This is a genomic window from Aeromonas sp. s11 (assembly GCF_040907945.1).
Classification (GTDB): Bacteria; Pseudomonadota; Gammaproteobacteria; order Enterobacterales; family Aeromonadaceae; genus Aeromonas; species Aeromonas veronii.
Window position 1 is genome coordinate 1 of record NZ_JBFOCU010000057.1, and the last position, 18156, is coordinate 18156.

The window sequence follows — 18156 nt, forward strand, 5'->3', positions numbered from 1 at the left end:
GAACTGAAGCTGGTGAATGACGAGCTGCAGTTTGCCAACGGCACTCCTGCGATCGGCTTTACCTACAGCAACGGCACCATCAGCTGGACCGAAACGGCCCCGGCTAACGGGCAAGGCATCACTGTCACCGCGACCCAGACCGACAAGGCGGGTAACACCTCTGCCGAAGGTACTGATACGGCTCTCGTTGACACGGCGGCCCCGAATGCACCGACCGTGTTGATCGTGGATGACGGTACCCCTGGCGATGGCTTGCTGACGCAAGGCGAAATCGACGGAAATGGTGCAGGTGTACAGTTGACCGTGAGCATCGATGCCGAGGACTTCAATGCTGGCGGTCACGTGAACCTGACTATCGTCAATGGCACCGCGACCAGCAATGTGGAACTGAAGCTGGTGAATGACGAGCTGCAGTTTGCCAACGGCACTCCTGCGATCGGCTTTACCTACAGCAACGGCACCATCAGCTGGACCGAAACCGCCCCAGGTGAAGGTCAGAGCATCACGGTCACCGCGACCCAGACTGATGCAGCAAACAGCACGTCAGGCCCAGGCTCTGATACCGCAAAACTTTATACCCCTGGGAACTGCAATATTGTTGTGAATGAAAGTACTTTACGTGACGGTGGGTCAAATGTTGCAAGTGAGAAGATTAATTTTACAGCAGGAACGCAAGCGCTCACAGCATTTAACTTCAATTCCTCATCGATAAATGCCGCAACAAACCTTGCTGGGCACAACATAACTTGGGCGATTGCAACTAATGGTGCGTTGATTGGTTCTATCAATGGGCAACAAGCTATCATATTAACCTTAAGCGACATTTCAACGATCTCTCCAGGAACATCTGGCAATGTTACTGTTAATGTGGAGTTGCTAGATAATCTATTGCAAAATAATGGCTTAGGTGGTGAAAACTTAAGTGCTCTGATCAATGGTATTGTTATTGAAGGAACCACGGCTAACGGAAGTTTAGTAACCGGAAATGTTAGCGTTGAAATTATTGATGATGTCCCCAATGCCAACAACGACACTGGCAGTGTCGATGTGATAGTAGATAGTTTTATAGTATCTGGTGTGGAGGCAAATTGGACATCATGGACAAATGGCACAAGCGTGACCACGTTCGATGGTAACAGTAATCCTAATGGTGGTGGTACTGACAATGATGATGGTTTAGATCAGATTAGATGGGGTAATCCAACGAATACCTATAAATCTGGTTATGGTTTCATCGATAACGACAGTGCATTAAATGGTCAGTTTGCCTTAAACCAAGAGATTATTTTGGGCACGTTTACCCACTATAACTTCCCAATATCTTCTGGTGGCGCTATCACTAAAGCAACTATGGATGTTACTTTCTCGGTGATTGATGCCTATGGGGTAGTTACACCAGTAACTCTCAACGTCAACTTTGACCATAATGAAACACCGAACGACAACAACGATCCTGAAGCATCAAAAGATATCATTAAAGTCGGCAATACCAATGTAACCTTTGAACATCAGGGGCAAGTTTATACGCTGCAAGTAATAGGCTTTAGAGTTCCTGGTACTAACCAAGTTGTTACTGAAATTAGAACGGCTGAAAATGCGGCAAGCAGTTATGAACTGGTTGTACGTATAGTCGCTGGTAATGGCTATGAATTGCCCTCTACCGAGGGGAATGTGTTAACCAATGATGTCATCGGTGCTGATAGCGATCTCACGGTAGTAGGTGCTGCAACGGGCGACCAAACAGGTTCAGGCACCACTGGCAGCGTTGGAGTCATTATTAACGGCATATATGGTACGTTAATCATAGACGCCAATGGTAGTTACACTTACAAAGTAACAGCCAACGCCTCAGCGATTCCGGCCGGCGCAACAGAAACCTTTACCTACACCATGCAGGATGCTGATGGTGATCAATCCAGCGCATTACTCACCATTAATGTAAATACCGTTAATGTGAATGCGCTTAAAGCAGTTCAAGATCAAAAAAGTGGTCCTGAAGATACTGCTGTAATCGGTAATGTGCTGGAAAATGATGGCAATAAAAATACATCAGTCACCCATTTCACTGTGGCTAACGATACCAATCAGTATACTGCAGGCAGTAAAATTATATTGACAGAGGGTGAACTAACCCTCAATGCTGATGGTAGCTACACCTTTAAGCCCGCAGATGATTGGAATGGCCAGGTTCCAGTCGTCACCTACACCACGAATACTGGGGCAACAAGCACACTAACCATAGTGGTAACGCCTGTTGATGATCCAACGGTGACTGAATCAGATAGCAACACCGTTGCCGAGGATGCTCAAGCGAAAGGTAACGTACTGGAAAATGATACGGATGCGGATAACACATTATCCGTGACCAGCTTCCAAGTGAATAACGAGACCTATACCGCTGGTAGTACTTGGTATCAATTGCCGGAAGGTGAGTTGCAATTAAATACAAATGGTGAATACAGCTTTGTGCCAAAAGAGTACTGGAGCGGTTCATTACCTGTAATTACATACACCACTAATACGGGTGTTACAAGTACCTTGAATATAACTGTTGAAGCGGTGGCTAATGCCCCGACGCTCACTGTTGGCAATTACACAAATGTCGCATCTATCAACTTTGAAGATGCAAAGTTCAATGTGAATAACGGCTGGGGGGGCGTAATTGCGAATCAGATTGACGGCCTTAACACCCTTGGTAAATGGTATACCAGCAACTCAGGTGGCAGGATTGAAGTTGGTTTCGAAAAAACTTATCAGGGTGGAGGTTCCACCAACAAGGTCATGGAAATTGAGTTTAATAATGGTGACGATACTCTGTACACGGATATGGAGTTGTATGCTGGGCGCTTCTATGAGCTAGGTTTCGATATTGCAGCACGCTTAGGCCACGAATCTAGCTCGAAGCTTACGATCAAACTGATTCCATTAGATAATATCGGTCAGCCAATAATGTCACAGGCCATCACTCTCTATGACTTTAACAAAAACGATTCTAATTGGCTACGCGACCAAAAAGTATCTTTACCCGTAAATGCCTCTGGTAATTACCGCCTGTTATTTGAGGCGGACTCAGATGCGGATTCTGTTGGTGCTATTTTGGATAATCTCTCTTTTAGCGCTGTAGATAACCTTGGTTATATCGGAAACTTCATCAAGCTTGGCAATATAAATGCTCAGTTAGTTGATGACGATAACTCTGAATCGTTGAGCATTAAGTTGCAAGGCTTGCCAGAAGACGCGATTTTAAAAGATGGAAATAATCATCAAGTAACAGTTGATGCTAATGGCGAAGTAGACATTACGGGTTGGAATCTTAATAACTTACAGATTAAAGTCGCCAACCATGGCAACTTTACCATCACAGTTGTGGCTACGGCGACAGAAGCCAGTAATCAAGATACAGCGCAAAGTACTACTGATTTCCAAGTTACCGTTCTGCATAAGAATAATGTTGTCGGTGGTCAGAGTGTAGATTCATTCATGATGACCGATTGGAGTGATGATACAGCCTTGTTTGCCGTTAATTTAGGAGGATACGGCAGTGTCGCTTCATCATCCAAGACTCAATATATTGCTAAAGACACCGAGCTACTAATTAATGCAGGCGATAGTAATGATTACATCGACCTTGGTGTTTCAACTGCTAATAATATCGTTAACACTGGTAGTTCGTTGCCTAATGTTAATAACCCTGTGGTTACTCAGGATGAGTTACTTAGCAGCCAATTTATGACTCAGGATGTTATTACCAACACCGTAGGTACTCTTAAGGAAGATGCGCGGCAGCCACTGCAACCCAAAACAGACACTGTCAATGTGGGGTCTGGCGATGACATAGTCAACGGTGGTGAAGGTGGCCAGGTCGTTCATGGCGGCAGTGGCAATGACCAACTGATTGGTGGTGAAGGTATTGATGGTTTACGTGGTGGTTTGGGTGACGACATTCTGATTGGTGGTCTTGTCAATGATGTCCTGCGTGGCGATAAAGGTGCAGATATCTTTGTCTGGAACAAAGGGGATACGGTATCCGGCTATCAGACCACGGATTACATCATGGACTTCAACAAGGGGTCAGGCGCCAACAACCTTTCGGAAGGTGACAAGCTGGACTTGAGTGATTTGCTTGATTCCCCCAATCAGAATGATCTGACTTCTCTACTCTCTGTTATTCAGGGCGACGATGGGGTGCATCTATTTATCAGAGAAGACAGTAGTTCTACCTCACCAACTCAAGAGATTGTGTTGATGAATCATACTTTCGATAGCTTGACTGGGGGTTCTGATACTACGACCACTCAGGTTCTCGAGTACATGTTGAACAACATACTGCTGATCGACAAACCTCATGGCTAGCACGAAAAGACAGTAGAAAAACAAAAGCGGCAGAGCAATCTGCCGCTTTTTTTATCTTTGCAGGTAAGAGAAATCAGTTGCCGAGGGTGGCGAACAGGCTCTGCTCCAGGGTACCGCGGGAGACACAGACCGGCTTGATTGACGGGGCCGGTACGCGCTCGCCTGAGGATTCAACGAAGAACAGCTCTGTGTTGCCCTTGACATTGACGGTGGCCACGCTGCTGTTGCCGCTCTGGGTGATGATCAGGTTGATCTGCAGGTTCGGGTTGCCCAGTGCAACTTTGGAACCCATGGTACCGCAGTCCAGCCACTCCAGCCCGTCGGCTGACTGGTTGACGTTGGCGGTCATCAGGCCGGAGCCACGTTGGCTGTTTTCGATGGTGAGGCCGTGATCGGTGAACCACTTCTCGGCGCGAGCCCACACCAGATCCACCGGGATCGCCATTTCCTGAGTGTTGTTGGTTGCCTTGGCAATTGGCGGGTTGTAGCGATACTCCTCACCGCCGTTATTGTCACCAGCACAACCAACCAGCAGCAGCGCCAATGCGCTCCCCATAATCTTTTTCATTTTGTTTCTCTCGTCCATATCACCAGGCCATTGGCCAACCGGCGCCTATTATCGCCGGAGCGACAATCTCTGTCAGCAACCATCCTGCGTTCGGTGTTATGGGGAGGTGATCGGGGTGCTTTACAAAATTGGTTTGCTATCATAGATTTGCTCGAAATTCCTCCATAAGCGCCTCTGTGACCAACATGCTCACCCCGGATCTGCTGCAGCAGATCATCGACCAATTGCCAATGAGTATCTTCTGTCGAGATAGTCATGGGCGTTACCTGTTCGCCAATCGTGAGTTCGCCCGTGAAGCAAAGCTGGAGTCGCCTGCCGAGGTTGTCGGCAAGACAGATGCAGAGATGCCCTGGGGCGATCTCTTTCGCAGTGAGGATGAGCAGCTGCTTGCCGGAGGCGTGCCGATGTTGTATCAGCAGCTCCATTGCAACCGGGGTGGTGATACCTGCTGGATGGAGGTGCACAAGGTGCCTCTTTACACCCCGCAGGGGGAAGCGTGCGCAGTATTCGGGGTAGTTAATGAGATTGCCCAGCGCAAGAGCCTGGAACAAACGGTCAAAAAGCAGCAGTTGTTGCAGCGTTTTCTGCTCGATGCCATTCCTGATCTGATCCGTTTCGATGATCACAACGGGGTGTTGCTGGAGTGCAATCAGGCGTTTCTCGACTTTATCGGCCAGGGGGCCGATGAGGTGCTGGGTCAGCAGCTACCGTTCCGGTTGGCTGCCCCGCAGGGGATGGGTCATGGCGAGTGCTGTCTGCTGGATGCCAGCGGGCAGGGGCGACACATGGAGATCACTCGGGTCGATGTCCCCGATGGTGATGGTCACTCCCTCGGGATCCTGACGCTGGGGCGTGACATCACCGGTCTGCGCACCACTCAGGCGCAGTTGCAGCAGGAGCAGCACTACGACAGTCTGACCGGACTGCTCAAACTCTCCCGGTTCTTGCAGACCAGCCGCCATCTTGGGGGACGCAGTGCCACATTGGTGCTGGTCGATCTGCACCATTTTCGTGAAATCAACGATCGCTTCGGGATCCGGATTGCCGATCGCCTGCTGAGCCAAGTGGCCAAGCGGTTGCAGCAGCTGGTACCGCCGCGTTCCCTGCTCTGTCGGGTCGCTGCCGATGACTTCAGCCTGTTGTTGCCCGACTTCAACGAGCCATTGCAGGGGTGGAGCCAGCATCTGCAGCAGCAGTTGATGGAGCACTATCAGGTGGAAGATCATCGCATCCAGATCCCGGTGTTTCTGGGGCTGGCCCAGGGGCGGGCAAGCGATGCCGAGCGGTTGCTCAGCCATGCCGAGGCTGCGCTGGCGCAGGGCAAACGGCAGCAGCAGTACTGCACCCTGTTTGATCCCGAGCTGCATGCCCGGCTCAAGCGGCGTCAGTTGATCGCCGCCCAGTTGCCGCTCGCCATCAAGTCCGCCCAGCTGGTTGCCGTCTATCAGCCCATCATCTGTACCCGCACCCACCGGCTGCATGGCGCTGAGCTGCTCTGTCGCTGGCCCCATCCCGAGCTTGGGATGATCTCCCCCGACGAATTCATTCCGTTGGCGGAAGAGATGGGGATCATCGGTCAGCTTGGCCAGTTAATGTTGGAGCAGGGCTGTGCCCAGTTGGCGCAGTGGCAAACTGCGCAGCCGGATATGGTGCTCTCCATCAACCTTTCGCCGCTGCAGTTCCGTGATCCGGCGCTCTGTGAGCGGGTCTCTGCCTGCATCGCTCGCCATGGTCTCAAGGCCAGTCAACTGGAGCTGGAGATCACCGAAGGGGTGTTGATGGAGAACGCCGACGAGATTGAGACCAACCTCGACAACCTGATTGCCGCCGGTTTTCAGCTGGCCATCGACGACTTTGGTACCGGTTACTGTTCGCTGGCCTATCTGCCGCGTTTGCAGGTGGCGACCCTCAAGCTGGATCGCAGCTTCACTCAGGGGCTCGCCAGCAATAGCGCGACTACCGCTATCGTGCGTTCGGTCATCGGGTTGGGCCATGAGCTTGGGATCCGGATTACGGCCGAAGGGGTAGAGACACCCGAGCAGCAGCTGTGGCTGACCGAGGCGGGGTGTGATCGGCTCCAGGGCTATCTGTTCAGTCGCCCACTGCCGCCGGCGGAGTTTGCTGCCAGCTATCTGGCGTGAGAGATCGTCAGAAACAACAAGGCCACCGCAAGGTGGCCTTGTTGTTTTACGATGGAGGCAGGATCAATCCTGGAAGTAGGTGCCCCAACCATCGTAATCCACCCCATATTTTTCCAGGATGGGCAGCATCTTGGCGATATCGGCGACGATCGCTTCGACATTCAGTTTGCACTCGATGGTGGCATCGAAGCAGAAGATGGTGGCGCCGTCATCCAGTTCCATCTCTTCGGCATCGGTCACTTCAAAACCGGCCTTGAACAGGTCAACCGCTGCTTTTTCCAGACGGTCGAAATCCTGGCAGGCGAAGTGGTGCTCGATGTCGTAATCCGCATCGGGATTGCTGCCATCGGCCAGCAGTTCGTTGACGATCTCGGTGGTCTCATCACGCCACTCTTGCATATTCAGACTCATGTTGCCTCCAGGCGGTATCATTGCGGCAAAGCATACTCGCAGAGTGGATTCGGCTCAATGCGGCGGACCCACTGAACCTCGAATTTCCATCATATTGGCGCAGCCTGCAGGGTGTTCAGAGGCCAGCAAGTACGGCAAACAGGACTGAAATGGATAATAAATGGCCGCTTCGTTCGGTTGTTGAGCGAACGCGCTTTTTATCGTGCCATCATGGTTGACACTCTGCGCTGGAAAGGGTTTAATGCGCGCCGTTGCCCAGATAGCTCAGTCGGTAGAGCAGGGGATTGAAAATCCCCGTGTCGGCGGTTCGATTCCGTCTCTGGGCACCACAATTCCTCCTTAGTTCAGTCGGTAGAACGGCGGACTGTTAATCCGTATGTCACTGGTTCAAGTCCAGTAGGAGGAGCCAAATTCGAAAAGCCCGCTCAATCGAGCGGGCTTTTTCATTTCTAGTTGCTGTTGCATGCTGCCAAAAAGAGCGTCGCGCCACAGGTGGCACTGAACAGCAGCATTCCGGTCTGTAGCATGCTGCCAGGGCATGGCTTCTTCTCTCTTTTTCTGGCCCTGATCCACTTCGGTTTCATCACATTCCCTTATCCATTTTGTCGGCCTGAATGGCTGCACTCCTGTGCAGGCGAGCCATCTTTGTTGAATGGCGCCATGGCGTCAATCTCCCCCGCAAAACAATTAATTCAGCACCGTTGAAGAGCGGCTTGTCGGGTGATGTTTCGACCTTTAAGCCATTGTTAACATTTTGAAAAACCGGAGTGACCCTGTGGCTGGGCGGGGCTATGATGGGGTCAATGATGTTCCCATCCTGACGGAGAGACCCCAGATGAACAGCCCCTTGAGCTATGTACTGGACGGCATTCATTGCGAGCCGCACTTTTTTACTGTTCCCCTCGATCATGATGAGCCGGATGGTGACAGCATTACCCTGTTTGCCCGTACCCTCTGCCGTAAAGACAAGCTCGATGAGAAGTTGCCCTGGCTGCTGTTTCTGCAAGGTGGGCCGGGATTCGGGGCACCGCGCCCGACGGCCAACAGTGGTTGGCTCAAGCGGGCGTTGCAGGAGTTCCGAGTGCTGCTGCTGGATCAGCGTGGCACCGGGATGTCGAGCTCAATTCACGGGCAGATTCTGGCCAAAATGACCCCGGCCGAGCAGGCGGAGTATCTCAGCCATTTTCGCGCCGACAGCATAGTGCAAGATGCCGAGTTCATCCGGCAGGAGCTCAGCCCCAAGCATCGCTGGAGCCTGCTGGGTCAGAGCTTTGGCGGCTTTTGCTGCCTGACCTATCTCTCGCTCTTCCCCGATAGCCTGCGGGAGGTCTATATCACCGGCGGCATCGCGCCGATTGGCCGCAGCGCCGAGGAGGTTTACCGCGCCACCTATCAGCGGGTGGCTGACAAGAACCGAGCCTTCTTCACCCGTTTCCCCCACGCTCAGGGGATTGCCAACCGGTTGGCCAACCATCTGCACCAGCACGATGTGCGGCTGCCCAACGGTCAGCGCCTGACGGTGGAGCAGTTCCAGCAGCAGGGGCTGGATCTCGGTGCTACGGGTGCTTTCGAGGAGCTTTATTACCTGCTGGAAGAGGCCTTTATCGGTGACAAGCTGAGCCCGGCCTTTCTCTATCAGGTGCAGAGCATGCAGCCATTCAATACCAACCCGCTGTTTGCCATTCTGCACGAGGCTATCTACGCCGAAGGGGAGGCGACTCGCTGGGCGGCAGATCGGGTCAGAGGGGAGTTTCCTGCGGTGAACTGGGCGCCCGGCAAGGATTTCGCCTTCACCGGCGAGATGGTTTACCCCTGGATGTTCGAGCAGTTCCGCGAGTTGCTGCCCCTGAAAGAGGCGGCCCATCTGCTGGCCAACAAGGCGGACTGGGGGGCGCTCTATGACCCGGCCCAGCTGGCCCGCAACAAGGTGCCGGTAGCATGCGCCGTTTATGCCGAGGATATGTATGTGGAGTTTGACTACAGTCGCGAAACTCTGCGTGGTCTTGGCAACAGTCGCGCCTGGATCACCAATGAGTATGAACACAACGGTTTGCGTGCCGATGGTGAGGCGATTCTTGATCGTCTGATCGCGTTGAATCGCGACCGTTAATTGCCGTTATCGGCAACCATCGCGGGGGCCCGGACTCCCGCGATGGTTGTGATGGATGGTTGTTATGAAAGCGTGACACCCTGAACCTTGACCCGTATCCGCCAGACGATGAGTGGATAGCAGGCTGATTAATTTCCCCCTCTTTCACTGTCTCTGTCGATCCCTCACCATATACTTGCCAAACGACTCTGTATTGAGCCGCGGTCAAACCGATTGACCAACCCGTGCTCGTTACCATTAGAAAGTCGCTCTGATGTTCTGTATCCCGCGTATCAGATATGCCATCTCTGCATGCCCCGCAATCCGGGGGAGGCGATGGTCGTGCTTTTCAATCAAGATAAGGATGTATGATGAGAAAGTTTCTGTTGGTCTGCTCCCTGTTGCTGTGCCCTGTCGTGTTTGCTGCGACCTCCCATTGGGAATATAGCGGTGAGGCGGGACCTGCCCACTGGGCCAAGCTGACCCCGGAGTTTGGTCAGTGTGCGGGCAGCAATCAGTCGCCGGTTGACCTGAGCGGATTGGTCGAGGCCAAACTGGCCCCGCTGGTACTCCACTATCAGGCGGGTGGCAATACAGTGGTCAACAACGGTCATACCGTGCAGGTCGGTTATGCCCCGGGTAGCACCTTGCAACTCGATGGCACCACGTTTGAACTCAAGCAGTTCCACTTCCACGCCCCGAGTGAGAACCTCATCGAGGGCAAATCCTATCCGCTGGAAGGGCATCTGGTACACGTCAGTGACAAGGGAGAGATCGCCGTGGTGGCGGTGATGTTCGAGGCTGGCAAGGCCAATCCGGTGCTGGCGGCTGCCTGGAGTGCATTACCGGCCAAGGTGGGGGAGACCCAGGCCCTCAAGGCGCCGCTCGCTGCGGAGCAACTGCTGCCCGAGAGTCGTGACTACTATCGCTTCAGCGGTTCCCTTACTACGCCTCCCTGCTCGGAAGGAGTGCGCTGGCTGGTGATGAAGCAGCCGGTCGAGGTCAGTCAGGCCCAGATCGACGCCTTCAAGGCGGTGATGCACCACCCCAACAACCGGCCGGTGCAGCCCCTCAATGGGCGCGTGGTGCTGCAATAACACAGCGTTGCAATAGCGCAGTAGATAGCAAAAACAACAAAGAGGGCCGCGAGGCCCTCTTTTACATGGCGAGGTATCGGTGTGCGCTCAGAGGCTGGCGGCGATCCGGGCGCCAAGTGCCGCGTTGTTCAGTACCAGCTGGATGTTGGCCGCCAGCGAGTTGCCGCCAGTCAGCTCGCAGACGCGTGCCAGCAGGAAGGGGGTAGACGCCTTGCCCTTGATCCCCTGCTCGTCCGCTTCATGGAGCGCCCGGGCAATGGCTGCGTCGATATCGGCTTTCGGCATGGCGTGTGCGGTCGGGATGGGGTTGGCCACCACGGCGCCGCCCGCCAGTCCCAGCTCCCACTTGAGGCGCAGCGCCTCGGCGATGGCTGCCGGGGTATCGAGGCGATAATCGACCTTGAAGCCGCTCTCGCGGGTGTAGAAGGCGGGCAGCTCCTCGGTTTGATAGCCGATCACCGGCACGCCCTGGGTCTCCAGATACTCCAGGGTCAGCCCGATATCGAGGATCGACTTGGCACCGGCGCAGACTACGGCCACCGGCGTCTGGGCCAGCTCCTGCAGGTCGGCGGAGATATCGAAGGTCTCCTGCGCGCCGCGATGTACCCCGCCAATGCCACCGGTGGCAAAGACCCGGATCCCCGCCATAGCAGCGATGATCATGGTCGAGGCGACCGTGGTGGCCCCCATCCCCTTGCGCGCCAGTACGAACGGAATGTCGCGGCGGCTGCACTTGGTCACGCTGTGGCCAGCCCGGCCCAGCGCTTCCAGCGCACCCGCATCGAGACCCACCTTGAGGCGGCCGTCGAGGATGGCGATGGTGGCCGGAATGGCGCCGTTATCGCGCACCACCTGCTCCACCTGACGGGCCGTCTCCACGTTCTGCGGATAGGGCATGCCGTGGGAGATGATGGTGGATTCGAGGGCGACGACCGGTTTGCCGGCGGCCAGCGCGGCAGCCACTTCCGGTTGGATATCGAGGTAAGCGTTCAGCATGAGTACTCCTCCAGTATGCGGTCAACGGCGGTCTTGCTCAGACCGGAAAAAACGGTATCGGAACAATTGACGGTGAGGGCGGCGCAGCCCAGGGCAAAGCGGGTGGTTTGGGCAATGTCGAGCTCTTGCAGCCAAGCGTGGGCGAGGCCAGCCATAAAGGCATCCCCGCCGCCGGTGACGTTGAGCACCGGACTGCCCAGCACCGGCAGGTGACCCTGCTGCTCGCCATCGCTGTAGAAGATCCCCTGTTCACCCAGACTGAGGAACAGTCGCTTGATCCCCGTGCGGTGGAACCAAGCGGCTACCATTGGCCAGGTTTCGGGCCCGGCGATGGTCATGCCGCACAGCTGCTCGGCTTCGCTTCGGTTGGGTTTGAGGGTGTGGATCTTGCCGAGCCAGGGGCGGATCTTCTCCACCTTGGCCACCGAAACGGTATCGACAAAGATGGCGTGATCCCCCTGCCGTTCGAACAGCCAGTCGAGGGTGTGGATGGCCAGATTGGTGTCGAGTACCCAAAGCCGGGCACCGCCGAGAAAGCCTGCGAGGGGGGTCAGGCGGGCAGGGGTGAGCTGCTCTATGATGGCCATGTCGTTGATGGCGCAGCTCATTTCGCCGCTACCATCATGCAGGCTGAGATAACAGGAGGTGGCGTGACCATCGAGCACCAGAGTCTGGCGCACATCGACGCCGGCCCGCTGGCTCACTTCCAATAGATGGTGGCCATACTGGTCGTTGCCGACCGCTGTCAGCAGCCGGGTGTCGCTGCCGAGCCGCGCCAGATTCTCGGCGATATTGCGGCCAACGCCGCCCGCCGAGGTGCGTACCTTGCCCGGGTTGGAGTCGCCGAGCAGCAGGTTGTCATGGCTGGTGCCGCAAATATCCATATTGGCACCGCCGATCACCACTACGTAGTGGCCCTCTCGCAGTACATAACCTCTGCCTTGCACATATCCCTGCCGGATCAGGCTGGAGATGTGGCTGGCCAGCGCGGAGCGGCTGATGCCAAGGCGATCGGCCAGCTCCTGCTGGGCAATCATGGGATCCTGACGCAGCAGGGCGAGGATCTCTTGTTCACGCTCAGTCATAGACAAATATCCATTTACAAACGTTTGTCCATTATTGCTGGGAAACGTTTGCTGGCTATCGGCTTGTACAAAATCTGTCGGGTTGCGCACAAAAAATCGACATTCAAAGCTGGGTTGGCAAGCGGTTTAGCCGGGGAGGGGACTTTAAACGGGTCGGTGGCCCTGCAACGGCTTATAATGGCCGCTGCAAGATGAGGAGAGATGATGGAAAAGAGTGCATTCTGCTGTGTGGGGCTGGTCAATCCCAAGTCTCCGGAAAATGTCGGCTCCGTGATGCGGGCTGCGGGTTGTTACGGGGTGGACGAGGTCTACTACACCGGCAACCGCTTCGAGTTGGCGCGCCGCTTTGCCACCGATACCAAGCAGATGGTGGAGAAGATCCCGCTGCTCGGGGTGGATGACCTGATGGCGTTTATCCCGCAGGGATGCGTGCCCGTGGTGGTTGATCTGATCGACGGCGCTACACCGCTCCCCGACTATGTCCATCCGGAACGCGCTTTTTATATCTTCGGGCCGGAGGATGGCACGCTCGATCCCGCCCTCTATGGCGCGGTGAAAGATGTGGTCTATGTGCCGACTCAGGGCTGCATGAATCTGGCCGCCTCGGTCAATGTGATCCTCTATGACCGCTTGGCGAAGGGGTTCCGGCAACCCTGAGTTGTGGCGTGGCTACGGTGACTCAAACCACAATGGAAAGGTGTTGCTCATGGGCAGGTTGCTGGCGGTGGCCGCTGTTGACGGGGCTGCAGCATCCTTCTCTTTCCCCTATGGTGGGATCAGTTTTCGCCGGCCTTGACCGCCTGCTCCTCGAGAAAGTCGCGGTAGTAGTCATAGAGGTGATAATGGCGATATATCTCGGCCAGCGTGCCGCGACGGATCAGATTCACCATCTCCAGATCCCACAGCTGCAGTAGCCGGTCGCCCTGCTCGGTATCGGCAAAAATGGGGTAAGTCGGGATCCAGCGAAAAATGGTGCGGTACATATTGGCCGGGGTCTCATCGGTAGAATGGAGCACGCCAGCGGTCAGGTAATAGCGATAGCGCCCCTTGCCAATCAGCTGCAGGGCCATCTCATGGTTGTCGATCTCATGCCATCGCATGGTGACCGGAAGATATTTATCCAGCACCCATCCTCGCCGCCAGAGTACGGTCTCTCCCTCCAGGCTGCGCTCTCCCCGCCATTGTGGCTGCCACTGCTTGAGCATGAAGACGGTCACATCATCGGCGGAGGCTGGCTGACGGGGCTGTTTGACCCCCTTGATATCGTCCAGATAGACACTCATCGCCATATCCCCCTCTTGCTTGGCGACCATGGCGACGGCGCGTTTGTAAGGCACGATATGGGGCACGATCTGATAGCCGTGGGGTTGGTAGATGCTTCGCACCAGATCGAGATAGATACCGCGGCCATCCGGTTGGCAGAAACCGGGCCAGCCATCGCAATAGACGTGAATATCGGCTGTGCGAGCGTTGGCGATCGCACACAGAGAGCAAAGCAGCAAACAACCGATGCGCAGCATGGTCAGCATTATCCTCGCAGGGGGTGAGGAGAGCATTTATCACCTGATTTATACCATGCATTGATCGCGGCGGGCGGAGAAAACATCCCGCATCTCCATTTTGCGACAGGGTCGAGGGTTATTTACGGTCGGATCGTTATGATCGAGTAAAGATTCAATAGCACCCCAATCAGTAGAGGAGACTGCATTATGCCATCGATCAAGACTCTGCTCTGTCCAGTCGATTTTTCCCAAATGTCTCGCGCGGTACTCGACTATGCCGTTTTTATGGCACAGAGCCATCAGGCCCAGCTCAAGCTGATCCACGTGGTTGATCAACTGCACGGTTTCGACAGCTACAAGATCCTGCATATGACGGCCATCGAGATCACCCACGAGATGGAGCGTCAGGCCAGAACCCAGCTCAAAGAGCTGGTTGCCACCCTGCCGATCCCGGCTACCTTTGATATTCGCTTTGGCCGCGCCGCCGATGAAATTGTCATTCAGGCCAAGGAGGATGAGGTTGAGCTGATCGTGATGGGTAGCCACGGTCGCTCCGGTATCAGCCATCTGCTGGTAGGTAGTGTCGCCGAGTCTGTGGTGCGTCATGCACCCTGTCCGGTACTGGTGGTGCGCCAATAACGCGCCACGTTTAGTGTGAAAAGCGTAACAAACAAGGCCAGCGATTGCTGGCCTTGCGTTTTCTGGTGTTGTGCCCGCTAGCCGTGAGCGTAGATGACACTCCCCCCCTTGATGGTATCTATGATGGCTCTGGCCTGCTCTTTGGGCAGGGCGGGGCAACCCCAGCTGCGGCCCAGCTTGTCATATTTGCGCAGATGGGGCGGGCTGGCATAGGCGGCGCCATGTACTACGATGGCCCGCTTGCGGGCATTGCTGTTCTTGCCGGGGCTGAGTCCGTCCAGCCGCAGGGAGTAGCCATGCTTGCCCAGATAGGTTTCTGCGGTGCGATAGACGCCAAGGGAACTTTGGCGGGAGTTGAGCTGGTTGGAAAAGTGTTTTGCTGCCAGTTCACCTGAGTTGCGGCCATGACTGACCCAGGTGTGATAGAGCAGCTTGTGGCGTTTCATATCGATGACAAACAGCCTGCGCTGGGTGGATGGCTTGCTGTAATCGATGATGGTGAGAATGGGTTTGCGTTTGTGGCGCACAGTTTGATAACTGTTGAGTGCCTGACGAAAGGTCTGTTTATCCAGCTTGCCTGCCAGACCCAGTTGACGATAGAGGCTCTGATCCCAGCTGGCATCTGCCGTACTGCTCCAGATGAGCGATATCAACAGCAGTGGCAACAGCAGCCATCCGCGTTGCCAGTCTATGTTCTCGCGCGCTTGTCTCATCCGTGAATATCTCCTTGTCACTCCCTGTCAACGACGCGGATATTGCCATCAATCCGCTCGATAGTTATATGCAAGGTGCTGAAAAGGCGCAATAAAAAAACCGGCCGCAGAGCGGCCGGAAGTAATTCAAACAGTAGACATTGGTATCACAGGGTATAACTGACTTCCAATTACTTAGAAGTTGTACTGCAGAGCCACACCGACTACGTCGTCAGTGTTCTGGCCCAGCTTGCTGGTAGAGTCAGCAACGGAATCCAGCAGGTTGACCTTGTAGTCAACGTAGGCGTTGAAGTTGTCGGTGAAGTTGTACCAGGCACCGATAGATACGTACTCGGTGTAGGTGTCATCGATACCGTGAGCGGTATCTTTCACGTCAGTGCGCAGGTAGGCCAGAGAAGGCTTGAACTTGCCGATGGTGTACTGGGCTACAGCTTCGTAACCGTCGTGCTTCTCGGCGTAGCCGTTGAAGCCATTCCCGATATACAGGTGGTTCTCGCCGTGCGCATAGGTGGCAGCCAGGTAGAGGTCACCTACAGCGTACTTGGCACCAAAGCCCATCAGCTTGGCATCCTTGTCGCCACCGAAGGCAGCGAATTGCGCTTGTTCATCGGTCTTGCCAGCCTGGTTGTAGGCAGCTGACAGGCCCAGACCCATATCGAAGTCATAGGAGGCAGCTACAGCAAAACCTTCTTTGGAACCTTTCTTGTTCCAAGTTGTGCCATTGGTGTTGAAGTTGGAGCGATCGGCATTCTGCGGATCATTGTTGCCGGTGAACTGGGCACCCAGGGTCAGGCCATTGTAGGTGTACAGGTACTGGGCCAGACCGTTGGTACGGCCGGTACCGAATACTTCGGTGCCTTTACCCAGGCCGTCACCGCCCCACTCGGGCAGTACGTCGGTGTAGTCGTTCACGATGCGGAACAGACCATCCTGACGACCGTAGCTGAATGCGCCGAAACGATCGTGCTTGATGCCGGCATAGGCATAACGCAGCTCGTCGTTGTCAGAACCGGAAGTCGGCAGGTTGTACTCGGCAAAGCCGAACGCCTTCATTTCGGGGGCGATCTTGGTTTCACCGCGCATGTTTACACGGAAATAGCTCTGGTCTCCTTCGGAGCCGTTGTCGTCAGTGCCGTAGTACATGCCCTGAGCACGGCCACCGATCTCCAGCTTGGTATCGTTCTGGTTGTAAACGGTAGCAGCATGGGCGCCGCTCGCCAGCAGCAGGCTGGAGATGGCAATAGTCAGTGCAGACTTCTTCATATGCGTTATTCCTCTGATGTAAACACTTCCGAACTTGTTGTCGGTTCTGTGAAATCGGAAATGGTCCGATAGCCACACGGTAGGCGCTCCAACCTTGACTGGGGCTGAATCCATCGCTGTTTAATTGAGGTGGCGAGATCGTTATCAAGACTGGATGTGACGGTTTTTGACAAGATAAAAAGAGATGAAATTCAATGAATTATTTTCTAGTGACTTTTTTGACATCAAGGCTGTTCTAAGCAACAAGGTCGATGGCTCAAGTTGTGAGCTATATCACGCAGAGGAGAATGGGGCGGGGCGGGAAAAACGGGNGGGGCGGGAGCCTTGCAAGGCTCCCCCCCCAGTGATCAGATGGGCTTTTGCCACAGGGTCAGCAGCAGATCCTGATCCAGTTCATTCGGGCCCTGTTGAGCGAAAGCGTGACGCTGCTCACCGGTTGCCCGCCAGCCAAGACGGCTGGTCTCCAGAATAAAGCTGCGCATGGCCTGATCCATGGTGAGGTTGAACTGGCAGCGCTGTTGAGCCATCGGATTGAGACCGCCGAGGGTTGGCCAGCTGAGGGGGTGTTCCATGCTCACCGGGTTGAGGCTGACCCGCAGTTGCCACTGATGACGGGGGCCTGGCTGCAGATAGAGCAGATAGCCACCGGGGGCCAGCCAGCTGACCAGCTGTTCGGTCTTGACCTTGAGATCGTTGACCAGCAGCACCTGAGCAGAGCCCGGTTGCAGCGGTGCTCGGGCGGGATCGGCAATGACAAACTGGCCGTCCGGCTGTGCTTTTTTGGCGGCAAAGATGGTGTTCTTGGCGATATCAACCCCAGCAAACTGCCAGCCGGGCAGCCGCTCTGCCAGCGCGCGGCAGTAGTAGCCTTCACCGCACCCAAGATGAACCAGCTCTTGCGGGGCAAGGGGAGAGAGCAGGGCGGCCATGGCCTCGACCAGCGGCAGTTGGTGGCCGGCCTCCAGGAAATGGTGCTTGGCGCGCATCAGGGCGCGGCTGTCGCTGTCTTTGGGGTTTTTCTTGCCGGGGATGAGATCCAGATAACCTTCCGGTGCCGGATCGAAGTGATGCTTGTTGTCGCAATAGCGCCCCTGGGAGGCTTCATGAAGATGGAGCGGACTGCGGCAGCGGGGACATTGAAGATGCATAGTAACTCTCTGGGCGAATGCCGGAACAGTGAAGGGCGTTCGGGATTATAGGGGAGATGTCTAGTCCTGAAATAGGTTTACACATTTTCAACTAGCATTTCTCTACTCAGAACCCCCTATGTACCGCATCGGGGGTTCTGTATTTCAACGC

At 55.0% G+C, this 18156-nt stretch carries 14 protein-coding genes and 2 tRNA genes; 8 read left to right on the forward strand and 8 right to left on the reverse strand.

All coding sequences use genetic code 11. The features are described from left to right. Nucleotides 1-12 precede the first annotated feature (12 nt). A complete protein-coding gene (locus tag AB5Y84_RS16545) occupies nucleotides 13-4353 on the forward strand; it encodes an Ig-like domain-containing protein (protein WP_368177408.1) in 4341 nt (1446 codons plus the stop codon). 73 nt (nucleotides 4354-4426) lie between these two features. On the opposite strand, the gene AB5Y84_RS16550 is transcribed toward AB5Y84_RS16545, so the two are convergent. After that, nucleotides 4427-4921, reverse strand: coding sequence for a hypothetical protein (locus tag AB5Y84_RS16550; protein WP_005335330.1), 495 nt, complete (start codon nucleotides 4919-4921; stop codon nucleotides 4427-4429). A gap of 185 nt (nucleotides 4922-5106) precedes the next feature. Between AB5Y84_RS16550 and AB5Y84_RS16555 the strand changes: the two genes are divergently transcribed. Continuing rightward, nucleotides 5107-7062: an EAL domain-containing protein gene (locus tag AB5Y84_RS16555; protein WP_164537987.1), complete on the forward strand. Its 1956-nt coding sequence runs from the start codon at nucleotides 5107-5109 to the stop codon at nucleotides 7060-7062. A gap of 63 nt (nucleotides 7063-7125) precedes the next feature. Here AB5Y84_RS16555 and rraB read toward each other — a convergent pair whose 3' ends face one another. Then, a complete protein-coding gene (gene rraB, locus AB5Y84_RS16560) occupies nucleotides 7126-7461 on the reverse strand; it encodes a ribonuclease E inhibitor RraB (protein ID WP_026034893.1) in 336 nt (111 codons plus the stop codon). A gap of 265 nt (nucleotides 7462-7726) precedes the next feature. Between rraB and AB5Y84_RS16565 the strand changes: the two genes are divergently transcribed. The 4 genes from AB5Y84_RS16565 to AB5Y84_RS16580 all read left to right on the forward strand — a co-directional run bounded on the left by AB5Y84_RS16565 (nucleotide 7727) and on the right by AB5Y84_RS16580 (nucleotide 10659). After that, a tRNA-Phe gene (locus tag AB5Y84_RS16565) sits at nucleotides 7727-7802 on the forward strand. 4 nt (nucleotides 7803-7806) lie between these two features. Continuing rightward, a tRNA-Asn gene (locus AB5Y84_RS16570) sits at nucleotides 7807-7882 on the forward strand. A 426-nt stretch (nucleotides 7883-8308) separates the two neighbouring features. After that, complete coding sequence (locus AB5Y84_RS16575; protein WP_257725819.1) at nucleotides 8309-9583, forward strand: alpha/beta hydrolase; 1275 nt, start codon at nucleotides 8309-8311, stop codon at nucleotides 9581-9583. Between the two features lie 350 nt (nucleotides 9584-9933). Next, nucleotides 9934-10659, forward strand: a complete 726-nt coding sequence (locus AB5Y84_RS16580; protein ID WP_257725820.1) for a carbonic anhydrase — start codon at nucleotides 9934-9936, stop codon at nucleotides 10657-10659. An 87-nt stretch (nucleotides 10660-10746) separates the two neighbouring features. On the opposite strand, the gene AB5Y84_RS16585 is transcribed toward AB5Y84_RS16580, so the two are convergent. Together AB5Y84_RS16585 and AB5Y84_RS16590 are read right to left on the reverse strand one after the other, a co-directional pair. Next, a complete protein-coding gene (locus tag AB5Y84_RS16585) occupies nucleotides 10747-11655 on the reverse strand; it encodes a pseudouridine-5'-phosphate glycosidase (RefSeq protein WP_193860111.1) in 909 nt (302 codons plus the stop codon). Further along, nucleotides 11649-12740, reverse strand: a complete 1092-nt coding sequence (locus AB5Y84_RS16590; protein WP_257725821.1) for a PfkB family carbohydrate kinase — start codon at nucleotides 12738-12740, stop codon at nucleotides 11649-11651. Before AB5Y84_RS16590 ends, AB5Y84_RS16585 begins: the two co-directional genes overlap by 7 nt. A 204-nt stretch (nucleotides 12741-12944) precedes the next feature. Between AB5Y84_RS16590 and AB5Y84_RS16595 the strand changes: the two genes are divergently transcribed. Further along, the gene (locus AB5Y84_RS16595) at nucleotides 12945-13397 is read left to right on the forward strand and encodes an RNA methyltransferase (protein WP_005335311.1); all 453 of its coding nucleotides are present in this window, start codon (nucleotides 12945-12947) and stop codon (nucleotides 13395-13397) included. A gap of 119 nt (nucleotides 13398-13516) precedes the next feature. Here the strand turns inward: AB5Y84_RS16595 and AB5Y84_RS16600 are convergent, their stop codons facing one another. Then, nucleotides 13517-14260, reverse strand: coding sequence for a hypothetical protein (locus tag AB5Y84_RS16600; RefSeq protein ID WP_257725830.1), 744 nt, complete (start codon nucleotides 14258-14260; stop codon nucleotides 13517-13519). A gap of 189 nt (nucleotides 14261-14449) precedes the next feature. Here AB5Y84_RS16600 and AB5Y84_RS16605 point away from each other — a divergent pair, with 189 nt between their 5' ends. Beyond that, nucleotides 14450-14881, forward strand: coding sequence for a universal stress protein (locus tag AB5Y84_RS16605; protein ID WP_005335309.1), 432 nt, complete (start codon nucleotides 14450-14452; stop codon nucleotides 14879-14881). A 77-nt stretch (nucleotides 14882-14958) separates the two neighbouring features. Here the strand turns inward: AB5Y84_RS16605 and AB5Y84_RS16610 are convergent, their stop codons facing one another. The 3 genes from AB5Y84_RS16610 to AB5Y84_RS16620 form a co-directional block, all read right to left on the reverse strand. Continuing rightward, nucleotides 14959-15594, reverse strand: coding sequence for a murein L,D-transpeptidase catalytic domain family protein (locus AB5Y84_RS16610; protein WP_368177409.1), 636 nt, complete (start codon nucleotides 15592-15594; stop codon nucleotides 14959-14961). Between the two features lie 174 nt (nucleotides 15595-15768). Further along, nucleotides 15769-16857, reverse strand: coding sequence for a porin (locus tag AB5Y84_RS16615; RefSeq protein WP_159144280.1), 1089 nt, complete (start codon nucleotides 16855-16857; stop codon nucleotides 15769-15771). A gap of 347 nt (nucleotides 16858-17204) precedes the next feature. Beyond that, nucleotides 17205-18005 (reverse strand): putative RNA methyltransferase, encoded by an 801-nt coding sequence (locus AB5Y84_RS16620; RefSeq protein ID WP_257725823.1) that lies wholly within the window; start codon nucleotides 18003-18005, stop codon nucleotides 17205-17207. Nucleotides 18006-18156: the final 151 nt, after the last annotated feature.